This window comes from Pseudomonas alkylphenolica (genome assembly GCF_016009175.1).
GTDB classification, from domain to species: domain Bacteria; phylum Pseudomonadota; class Gammaproteobacteria; order Pseudomonadales; family Pseudomonadaceae; genus Aquipseudomonas; species Aquipseudomonas alkylphenolica_B.
Genome location: NZ_JADUCM010000061.1, coordinates 1 through 10314 on the forward strand (window position 1 = coordinate 1; position 10314 = coordinate 10314).

The following is a 10314-nucleotide window of genomic DNA, read 5'->3' on the forward strand; positions in this document are numbered from 1 at the left end:
TCGTGCTGTGGGCGCCGTGCCGCCCCCCCCCCGCCCCCCGCCCCCCCCCCGCCCGCCCCCCCCCCCCCCCCCCCGCCCCCCCCCCCCCCCCCCCCCCCCCCCCCCCCCCGACTGCATCAACGGTAGCTTATTCCTGGCTTGGCGGTAGTCACACGGGTGCCTTTGGTGCCCTGGACGATGCCTTCGATGTCGGCCAGCGAGCCGATGACCGCGACCTTGCCGGTTTGACGGGCAAATTCGCAGGCGGCCTGAACTTTCGGTCCCATGGAGCCAGCGGCAAAGCCAAGACGTTCCAGTTCATCCGGGTGCGCTTCGGCAACGGCTTTCTGGGTCGGTTTGCCCCAGTCGATGTACGCGCCGTCGACGTCAGTGGCGATGACCAGAAGGTCGGCATCCAGCTGTTGGGCCAGCAACGACGAGCACAGGTCTTTGTCGATCACCGCTTCGACGCCGCTGAGCACCTTGCCGCTGTCGTCGTAGATGGTCGGGATACCACCGCCACCCGCACAGATCACCACGGTCTTTTTTTCCAGCAACCATTTGATCGGACGGATTTCGAAGATACGTTTTGGGCGAGGGCTGGCAACGACGCGACGGAATTTGTCGCCGTCCGGGGCAATGGCCCATTTTTTTTCCTTGGCCAGGCGCTCGGCTTCTTCCTTGGAGTAGACCGGCCCGATCGGTTTGGTCGGTTTCTGGAACGCCGGGTCCTTGGCATCCACTTCAACCTGGGTCAGCAGGGTGGCGAACGGCACTTCAAAGGCCAGCAGGTTGCCCAGCTCTTGCTCGATGATGTAGCCGATCATGCCTTCGGTTTCTGCCCCGAGGACGTCCAGCGGATAGGCTTCGTCCGGCTTGTAGGACTGCGCCTGCAGCGACAGCAAGCCGACCTGAGGGCCGTTGCCGTGCGCGATGACCAGTTCATTGCCCGGGTGGATCTTGGCGATCTGTTCGGTGGCGATGCGGATATTGGCGCGCTGATTTTCCGCAGTCATGGGTTCGCCACGGCGCAGCAGGGCGTTACCGCCCAATGCAACAACGATACGCATGATGATGTCCTTCTAGAGAGGGGCCGGCCGTGCCGGCCCCGGAGGAATGCTTACAGATCGGCCAGGGTCGAAACCAGGATCGCCTTGATGGTGTGCATGCGGTTTTCCGCTTGCTCGAAGGCGATGCAGGCTGGCGATTCGAAGACATCGTCGGTGACTTCGATGCCGTTTTTCAGGTGTGGGTACTGTTCGGCGATCTGTTTGCCGACTTTGGTGTCGGAGTTGTGGAAGGCCGGCAGGCAGTGCATGAACTTGGTGCGTGGGTTGCCGGTGGCTTTCATCAGCTCGGCGTTGACCTGGTAGGGCAGCAGTTGCTGGATGCGCTCGGCCCAGGCTTCAACCGGCTCGCCCATCGATACCCAGACGTCGGTGTGGATGAAGTCGACGCCCTTGACTGCGGCTTTCGGGTCTTCGGTCAGGGTGATGCGGGCACCGCTTTCTTCTGCGTATTTCTTGCAACGAGCCACCAGGTCGTCATGCGGCCACAGCGCTTTAGGGGCGCAGATGCGCACGTCCATGCCGAGCTTGGCGCCGATCAGCAGCAGGGAGTTACCCATGTTGTTGCGGGCGTCGCCCAGGTATGTGTAGCTGATGTCGTGCAGCGGCTTGTCGCTGTTTTCACGCATGGTCAGCACGTCGGCAATCATCTGGGTCGGGTGGTATTCATCGGTCAGGCCGTTGAACACCGGTACGCCGGCAAACTTGGCCAGCTCTTCGACGATTTCCTGCTTGAAGCCACGGTATTCGATGGCGTCATACATGCGGCCGAGGACCCGTGCGGTGTCCTTCATGCTTTCTTTGTGGCCGATCTGCGAGGAGTTGGGGTCGATGTAGGTGACGTTGGCGCCCTGGTCATAGGCAGCCACTTCGAAGGCGCAACGGGTGCGGGTCGAGGTTTTCTCGAAAATCAGCGCAATGTTGTTGCCTTTGAGGTGCTGTTGCTCGGTGCCGGTGTACTTGGCACGTTTCAGGTCGCGGGACAGGTCCAGCAGGTAACGCAGCTCGCGGGTGGTGTGGTGTTCCAGGCTGAGCAGGTTACGGTTGTGAATGTTGAACGCCATGGTGATTCTCCTTGAATGCGGTAATCGGCCCGGCCGGCGCCTTGTAAGCGCGGCCGGGATGATGGACGTTTTAGTAGTCGATAGGGTCGCGAACGATTGGGCAGGTCATGCAGTGACCGCCGCCACGGCCGCGGCCCAGTTCGCCGGCGCTGATGGTGATGACTTCGACGCCTGCTTTGCGCAGCAGGGTGTTGGTGTAGGTGTTGCGGTCATAACCGATGACCACACCTGGCTCGACCGCCACCACGTTGTTACCGTCATCCCACTGTTCGCGTTCGGCGGCAAAGCTGTTGCCGCCGGTTTCGACGACGCGCAGTTTTTTCAGCTTGAGGGACTCGGCCACCACGTCGAGGAAGGTTTTGTCCTCGCGGCGTACGAACATGCCGTAAGGCTTGCTCTCATCTGGAGTGATGACGAACGGTACGATTTCCTTGACGACTTCAGGGAATACCGTCACCAGGTCGCGGTCGCAGAAGCTGAACACGGTATCCAGGTGCATCGCTGCACGGGATTTTGGCAGGCCGGCAACGACCACTTTTTCCACCGCGCCTTTGGCGAACAGCGACTGGGCCAGTTGGCCGATAGCTTGGCGCGAGGTGCGCTCGCCCATACCGATCAGTACCACGCCGTTGCCGATCGGCATGACGTCGCCGCCTTCCAGGGTCGACTTGCCGTGGTCCTTGTCCGGGTCGCCGTACCAGACCTGGAAGTCGGCACCGGTGAACTCAGGATGGAACTTGTAGATGGCGGTGGTCAGCAGGGTTTCCTGACGTCGCGCTGGCCAGTACATCGGGTTCAGCGTCACGCCACCGTAGATCCAGCAAGTGGTGTCACGGGTGAACTGGGTGTTCGGCAGCGGGTCGAGCAGGAAGCTGGAGTGGCCCAGGTAGTCGCGGTACATCTTGATCACGCTGGCGCCATCGCTTTCCGGCAGGTCTTCACCGGCCACACCGCCGATCAGGAACTCGGCCAGGTGGCGTGGCTCAAGGCCTTCGAGCCAGCTGCGTACTTCGTTTTTCAGGCCCACACCGACGGTGTCATCGGTGAGTTTGCGGTCAAGGATCCATTTGAGCGCTTCGGGAATGGCAACGATATCGGTCAGCAGGTTGTGCATTTCCAGCACTTCGATACCGCGCTCACGCATCTTGGTGACAAAGTCGAAATGGTCGCGCTTGGCCTGGTTGACCCAGATGACGTCGTCAAACAACAGCTCGTCGCAGTTGCTTGGCGTCAGGCGCTGGTGAGCCAGGCCTGGGGAACAGACCATTACTTTGCGCAGTTTGCCGGCTTCAGAATGTACGCCGTACTTAACTTTTTCCGTGGACATGGTTTCTTTCCTCCAAGTTTCGAATACGGGGGTTACAGAGTCAGGAAGCCGTCGTACAGGCCGTAGGCTGCCACCAGGGCACCTACAACCACGGCGGCGAAAAGCAGTTTCTCCACGTTGGTAAAAATAGGTTGGCCGACCTCGCGCTTGGCCTTGGCGAACAGGATCACGCCAGGGAAGTACAGCAGCGCAGAGAGCAGCAGGTATTTCACGCCGCCGGCATACAGCAGCCAGATGGCGTAGATCAGGGCGATGCCGCCGATGATCAGGTCTTTCTTGCGCTCGGCCAGGGCTTGTTCGTAGGTTTCGCTACGCCATGCCAGCAGGAAGGCATAGGCCGCCGACCACAGGTAAGGCACCAGGATCATCGAGGTGGCGAGGTAGATCAGCGACAGGTAGGTACTGGCCGAGAACAGAGTGATGACCAGGAAGATCTGCACCATGGCGTTGGTCAGCCACAGCGCGTTGGCCGGTACATGGTTGGCGTTCTCGCGGCGCAGGAACTCCGGCATGGTGTGGTCTTTGGCTGCGGCGAACATGATCTCGGCGCACAGCAGGACCCACGACAGCAGGGCACCCAGCAGCGAGATGATCAGACCGACGCTGATCAGCACCGCACCCCAGTGGCCAACCACGTGCTCAAGCACGGCGGCCATCGACGGGTTCTGCAGTTTGGCCAGCTCTGGTTGAGTCATGATGCCCAGCGACAGCACGTTGACCAGAACCAGGAACAGCAGCACGGTGATGAAGCCGATGACAGTGGCTTTACCCACGTCGGAACGCTTTTCGGCCCGCGCCGAGAAGATGCTCGCGCCTTCGATACCGATGAACACCCAGACGGTGACCAGCATCATGTTGCGCACCTGGTTCATCACGCTGCCCAGGTCCGGGTTCATGGTGCCCCAGATGTCAGCGGTGAAGATGTCCAGCTTGAACGCGAACAGGGCGATCAGGATGAACAGCGCCAGCGGCACGACCTTGGCCACGGTGGTGACCAGGTTGATGAAGGCCGCTTCCTTGATCCCGCGCAGCACCAGAAAGTGCACGGCCCAGAGCAATATCGACGCGCCGATGATGGCGGCCGGGGTGTTGCCCTCGCCAAAGATCGGGAAGAAGTAGCCCAGGGTGCTGAACAGCAGGACGAAGTAACCGACGTTGCCCAGCCAGGCACTGATCCAGTACCCCCAGGCGGATGAGAAGCCCATGTAATCGCCGAATCCGGCCTTGGCGTAAGCGTACACCCCACCGTCAAGGTCCGGCTTTCGATTGGCCAGCGTCTGGAATACAAAGGCCAGCGTCAGCATGCCGATGGCGGTAATCCCCCAGCCAATCAGCACTGCGCCAACATCGGCACTGGCAGCCATGTTTTGAGGCAGCGAGAAGATACCGCCGCCGATCATAGAGCCGACTACAAGTGCGACTAGCGCACCGAGCCGTAGTTTTCCGGGAGCGTCTGACATCGAATAACTCCATATCAGGAGAAGAGATGACGCTAGAGTAAATCCAGCGACGTATTCATAAGCTGATTCAGGTCAGTTAATAGGGCAATCCATTGCTTCCTTGACTGAAAGAGCTCCCCCCGGAGTATGCCGATGGCAATGCTGTAAGCCTCGTGCACAGGCACCTCCATGGTGGTTAGAGCCTTTGCTCTGACAGCCTGCGAGATTTGAAGCTAGCCCGTTTCACAGCTTTAGCAAATTTTTGACGCGATTTTTTCTTATTTGCTTGTGGTGGCGGCGGTAGTGCACAAAACTCACCATCTAGTTTGTTTGTTATAGACGTCATAGTTATGAAGGCTATAGTTCTAAAGACGGAATATTTATAAACGCCTAGACTCAACATATATTTAACTCAGGGTGTGCTCCTGAGGTTACAAACACGAGACAGAAAGGGGATTTTCATGTCCGAACCTGGACAAAAGTTGCGCCTGGGCGCGCTGATCGCACTGGTGGTCGGCTCGATGATTGGCGGTGGAATCTTCTCGCTGCCGCAGAACATGGCTGCCCGCGCCGATGTCGGTGCGGTGCTGATCGGTTGGGGTATCACGGCGGTGGGCATGCTGGCGCTGGCCTTCGTGTTCCAGACCCTGGCCAACCGCAAACCGGAGCTTGATTCGGGGGTGTATGCCTACGCCAAGGCCGGATTCGGTGACTACATGGGCTTCTCCTCCGCCTGGGGCTACTGGATCAGCGCGTGGCTGGGCAACGTCGGCTATTTCGTCCTGCTGTTCAGCACCCTGGGCTTCTACTTTCCGGTGTTTGGCGAGGGCAATACACCGATCGCCATCGCCTGCGCGTCGCTGCTGCTGTGGTCGGTGCATTTTCTGGTGCTGCGCGGGATCAAGGAGGCGGCGTTCATCAACCAGGTGACGACCGTGGCCAAGATCGTGCCGCTGATCATGTTCATCGTCATTGCCGCGGTGGCGTTTCGTGCCGACATCTTCACCCGCGACATCTGGGGGCTGAGCAACCCCAAATTTGGCAGCGTGCTCGATCAGGTGCGCAACATGATGCTGGTCACCGTGTTCGTGTTCATCGGCATCGAAGGCGCCAGTGTGTACTCGGGCAGGGCGCAGAATCGCTCGGATGTCGGCAAGGCCACCGTGATCGGCTTCATTGGCGTGCTGGCCTTGCTGGTGATGGTCAACGTGCTGTCGCTGGGGGTGATGACCCAGCCGGAGCTGGCGGCGCTGCAGAACCCGTCGCTGGCCTCGGTGCTGGAGCACATTGTCGGGCCCTGGGGGGCTTTGCTGATCAGTATCGGCCTGGCGATCTCGTTGCTGGGTGCGTTGTTGTCCTGGGCGTTGCTGTGTGCCGAGATCCTTTACGCGACGGCGCGCGACCAGACCATGCCGCGCTTTCTCGCCAAGGAAAATGTCAATCACGTGCCGGCCAATGCCCTGTGGCTGACCAATGTGATGATCCAGCTGTTTTTGCTGATCACGCTGTTTTCGTCCGGTACTTACACCAGCCTGATCTACCTGGCGTCGTCGATGATCCTGGTGCCTTACCTGTGGTCCGCAGCTTATGCCTTGCTGCTGGCGGTACGCGGCGAGACCTACCAGGGCCATTCAGCCCGGCGGCGTAAAGACTTGCTGATCGCCGGGATCGCCCTGGTTTACGCGGTCTGGCTGCTGTACGCCGGCGGCTTGAAATACTTGCTGCTGTCGGCGTTGCTGTATGCGCCGGGGGTGATCCTGTTTGCCCGGGCCAAGCATGAGCAGGGGCAGAGCCTGTTCACGCATTGGGAGAAGGTGATCTTCGCCGCCGTGGTGGTCGGGGCGGCAGTGGCGGCGTACAGCCTGTATGCAGGGCTGCTGACCCTCTGAATCCATAGCTGTAGGAGATGGCTTGCCAGCGATCGAGCGTGCCGCCATCGCCAACAAGCCGGCTCCTACATTGGCGCGATCAGACCCTGAATTGATCCATCAGCGCCATTTGCTCGGACGACAAGGTATTGAGCTGGCGACTGACCTGGGCCGATTCCGCCGCCTGGCCGGTCAGCGTTTCGGTCACGCCCCGGATCGCCGAGACGTTGCGGTTGACCTCCTCGGCGACCGCACTTTGCTGTTCGGCAGCGCTGGCGATCTGCAGGTTCATGTCACTGATGACCGTGACAGCCTCACTGATCCGGTCCAGGGCCTGCACGGCCTGGTGGATCTGCCCGGCATTCTCCTGCGCCTTGCCGTGGCTCGAGTGCATGGTCGCCACCACCTCACGGGTGTTGCTCTGGATGCGCTCGATGACCAGGCGAATTTCTTCGACCGAGTCCTGGGTGCGGCGCGCCAGGTTGCGCACTTCATCGGCTACCACGGCAAAGCCGCGGCCGCTTTCACCGGCACGGGCGGCTTCGATGGCCGCGTTGAGGGCCAGCAGGTTGGTCTGTTCGGCGATGCTGCGGATCACTTCCAGCACCGAGCCGATCTGCTCGCTGTTCTGCGCCAGTGTCTCCACCTCGCTCACAGCCTTGCTGACCTCGTCGGCCAGCAGGGTGATGTCGCGGGTGCTGCGCTCAATGATCGCCATGCCATCCTTGGCCGAACGGTCGGCGCCCCGTGCGGCGTCGGCGGCGCTGGCGGCACTGTTGGCTACGTCATGGGCGGTGGCGCTCATTTCGTTGGAGGCGGTGGCCACCTGGTCGATTTCGCGGAACTGCACCTGCATGCCTTCGCTTGTGCGCTGGGCAATGGCCGAGGACTGATCGGCCGTGGCGCGCGCCTGGGTGATGCTCTGCTTGATCTGGGCGATGGTCGGTTGCAGCTTTTCGAGAAAGCGGTTGAAGCCCGCGGTCAGCCGACCCAGTTCGTCCTTGCGGGCATAGTGCAGGCGTTGGGTGAGGTCGCCGTCACCGCTGGCGATGTCTTCGAGCATGGCGGCAACAGTGTTCAACGGGCGGGTTACGCCGGTTGCGGTCAGCCACATTAACAGCAGACCGCCAAGGCCGGCCAGGGTGGCAAACAGCACCACCTTGAGCGTGCCGCTGGTGCGCGCCTGCTCAAGCGTGCTTTGCAGGCTGATGGCATCGGCCAGCAGTACCTGCTTGGGCAGGTCGATCAGAATGCCCCAGGTTTTGCTGTCGGCGATGGGTTGCACGGGATAGACGGCACGAACGGTGTCGCCCTGTTCCAGCACCAGCGGCTGGTTGCCGGCAAGCTTTTGCAGCGCTTGCTGGCCCTCCTGGCCCAGGGTCTGGCCGACGTTTTTGCCAACCATTGCGGCGTCGTCACTGTTGGCTGCAAGCAGCCCGCTGGGGGATACGATCATCAGGTGGCCGGCGCCGTCAAACAGTTCCTGTTGGGCTTTGCTGGCGGCGAATTGCAGGGCGTCGAGGGCGATGTCCACGCCCGCCACCGCAATCACCTTGCCGTTGTGCATCAGCGGCACGGTAATGCTGGTCATCAGCATCTGCTTGCCGCCGACGGTGTCGGCGTAGGGTTCGAGCAGGCAAGGGCGGGTACTGTGCAGCGAACAGGTGTACCAGACGTTGTAGGGGGTACCGCTCAGGTTGATGTCGGTCTTGTTCAGGTCGGTATCGCTGATCACGGTGTTCAAGGCTTCGCCTTGCGCCCGGCTCCAGTAGCTGGCAAAGCGCCCGCTTTCGTTGCTCAGGCGTTTGGCGTCGTTGGCAAACTCGGTATCACCGCCGTCCAGCGCGTTGGGTTCGAAGGCCAGCCAGACACCGAGCGCCTGCGGATTGCGTTTGAAGGTGGTGGCCAGGCTCTGGTTGATTGCTTCGCGCAGGTCGCCGCCGTTCAGGGCGTGGTCGCGGGCCAGTTGCTGGAGGTCGCCGACCTGGTCGGCAAGCGCGGTGATCAGGGTCTGGTTTTCACTGAACCTGCGCCGCAGCAGTTCGGCTTTTTCGCCGGCGCGTGCCTGCAAAAGGGCCTGAACGTTGCGGGTGAGCATCGCGGTGCTGGCGGTGCCCACCTGTTCGTCGCTCTGTTGTGATTGATACAGGTTGATACCCACCACCAGGGCAACCACGCCAAGCAGGCAAAGGCCGGAGAGCAGAACGATTTTCAGGCGAATGGAAAGCGTGTCGAACATGAGGGACGTACTCGCTAAAGGGCTGGCCAGCAGGGGAACGAACCACAAAGGGTTCGAGGCGCTACGTCCATTTAGCGATAAAAGGCCATCGGCCTTATCGCGTTAACCCTGAGTACCGGCCGATGAACGGTCGTCGAGGTTCGCGGGTGTGGTTTCCGGCCGGGACCAGATCCACAGATTGCCCAGGGCCATGCCGCCGATGGCGAGGAACACCGGCCAGCGATGTTCGAGGAACACCAGCATCAGGCTGGCGCACAGCACCATGCTGACGGTGGCGCTGACTTTGGCGCGCCGCTCGATGACCTTGCCATTGCGCCAGTTGTGCAGGATCGGGCCGAACAGCCGATGGTTTTCCAGCCAGGCGCTCAGGCGCGGCGAACTGCGGGTGGCGGCCCAGGCTGCGAGGAGAATGAACTCGGTGGTGGGCAGGCCGGGAATGACGATCGCAATCAGGCCGATACCCAGGCTGACATAGGCCAGCAGGCCAAAGAGCACGCGCGAAAGTCGGGAAGCGGGAGGGCGGGTCATGAGCTTTTCGGATTGCACGGGGAGAGCCCGGTTACCAAAAGGGTAACCGGGTAGGGCGGATCAGGCCAGTTCGGCTTTAGGCGCAGTCGCGTAGGCATGCTTGAGCAGTTCGGTGAACCGCTCGAAGGCGGCCACGGCGCCTTGTTCGGCCTTGGCTTCTTCTTCGGCGCTCAGCTCCAGGGTGTCGAGGATGCGCGTGAACTGTTTCCAGCCCTCGGCACGGCCACCGGCCGGCTCGCCCAGGTGACGGGCACCGAAGCTGTCCGACAGACCCAGACCAACGGCACGCTTGATCAGGAAGGCCGCACCGAGCTTGGAACCTTCGGAGACGAAGATCCAGCCCATGGCCTCACCCACGCTTGGCTGCTGCACAGCGCCGGGGAAGTCGGCCGGAATTTCGGTGTTCAGGTCAGCCAGGTCGAGACCGGCCTGCTCGGCACGGCAGCGCTCGGCCAGGTCCGGAACGATGGCGATCAGTGCCGGGTCGGTGTACAGCGCCTTGAGCTCGTTCTGGAACAGATACTGGGCAACCACAAAACGGGCGAAGCTTTCGCGGGTTTCGAACGGTGCGTGGGATTTGACCAGAGCGTCGAGTTCGGTATGCGGGGCGTGGGTCAGCTGGTTCAGGCGTTGCGAACGCAGGCTGGCGCGTTCGGTGGTGGTGGCGGTCATGGTGATTCCTTGCGAAGTGGGCGTGCCTAGTGACTAGACGAACAAGATGACGCGCGACAGTAAAAAAACCTCACTGTGCGGGAAAAAGGGGGGCTGCTATCGCCGGCAAGCCGGCTCCTACACTTGTAGGA

The 10314-nt window shown here is 61.2% G+C and carries 8 protein-coding genes and 1 pseudogene; 1 reads left to right on the plus strand and 8 read right to left on the minus strand.

Annotated features, from left to right (window positions below; all coding sequences use genetic code 11):
• Positions 1-116 precede the first annotated feature (116 nt).
• The 4 genes from arcC to arcD (I5S59_RS26080) all read right to left on the minus strand — a co-directional run bounded on the left by arcC (position 117) and on the right by arcD (I5S59_RS26080) (position 4897).
• Complete coding sequence (arcC, locus tag I5S59_RS26065) at positions 117-1049, minus strand: carbamate kinase (RefSeq protein WP_197879142.1); 933 nt, start codon at positions 1047-1049, stop codon at positions 117-119.
• Between the two features lie 50 nt (positions 1050-1099).
• On the minus strand, positions 1100-2110 hold the full coding sequence (locus tag I5S59_RS26070; protein WP_128322551.1) for an ornithine carbamoyltransferase: 1011 nt from the start codon (positions 2108-2110) through the stop codon (positions 1100-1102).
• Between the two features lie 70 nt (positions 2111-2180).
• Positions 2181-3437: an arginine deiminase gene (gene arcA, locus I5S59_RS26075; protein WP_197879143.1), complete on the minus strand. Its 1257-nt coding sequence runs from the start codon at positions 3435-3437 to the stop codon at positions 2181-2183.
• Positions 3438-3469: 32 nt separating this feature from the next.
• Positions 3470-4897 carry an arginine-ornithine antiporter gene (arcD, locus tag I5S59_RS26080; RefSeq protein WP_128322549.1) on the minus strand — a complete coding sequence of 476 codons (1428 nt, stop codon included), beginning with the start codon at positions 4895-4897 and terminating at the stop codon, positions 3470-3472.
• A 440-nt stretch (positions 4898-5337) separates the two neighbouring features.
• Between arcD (I5S59_RS26080) and arcD (I5S59_RS26085) the strand changes: the two genes are divergently transcribed.
• On the plus strand, positions 5338-6765 hold the full coding sequence (gene arcD / locus I5S59_RS26085) for an arginine-ornithine antiporter (protein ID WP_197879144.1): 1428 nt from the start codon (positions 5338-5340) through the stop codon (positions 6763-6765).
• Positions 6766-6844: 79 nt separating this feature from the next.
• On the opposite strand, the gene I5S59_RS26840 is transcribed toward arcD (I5S59_RS26085), so the two are convergent.
• The 4 genes and pseudogenes from I5S59_RS26840 to I5S59_RS26100 all read right to left on the minus strand — a co-directional run bounded on the left by I5S59_RS26840 (position 6845) and on the right by I5S59_RS26100 (position 10183).
• Positions 6845-7600, minus strand: a complete 756-nt coding sequence (locus I5S59_RS26840; RefSeq protein WP_420066480.1) for a methyl-accepting chemotaxis protein — start codon at positions 7598-7600, stop codon at positions 6845-6847.
• 102 nt (positions 7601-7702) lie between these two features.
• Positions 7703-8983, minus strand: a pseudogene (locus I5S59_RS26845) (HAMP domain-containing protein); the annotation flags it as partial.
• Positions 8984-9085: 102 nt separating this feature from the next.
• The gene (locus I5S59_RS26095; protein WP_197879146.1) at positions 9086-9511 is read right to left on the minus strand and encodes a YbaN family protein; all 426 of its coding nucleotides are present in this window, start codon (positions 9509-9511) and stop codon (positions 9086-9088) included.
• A 60-nt stretch (positions 9512-9571) separates the two neighbouring features.
• Complete coding sequence (locus tag I5S59_RS26100) at positions 9572-10183, minus strand: biliverdin-producing heme oxygenase (RefSeq protein ID WP_197879147.1); 612 nt, start codon at positions 10181-10183, stop codon at positions 9572-9574.
• Positions 10184-10314: the final 131 nt, after the last annotated feature.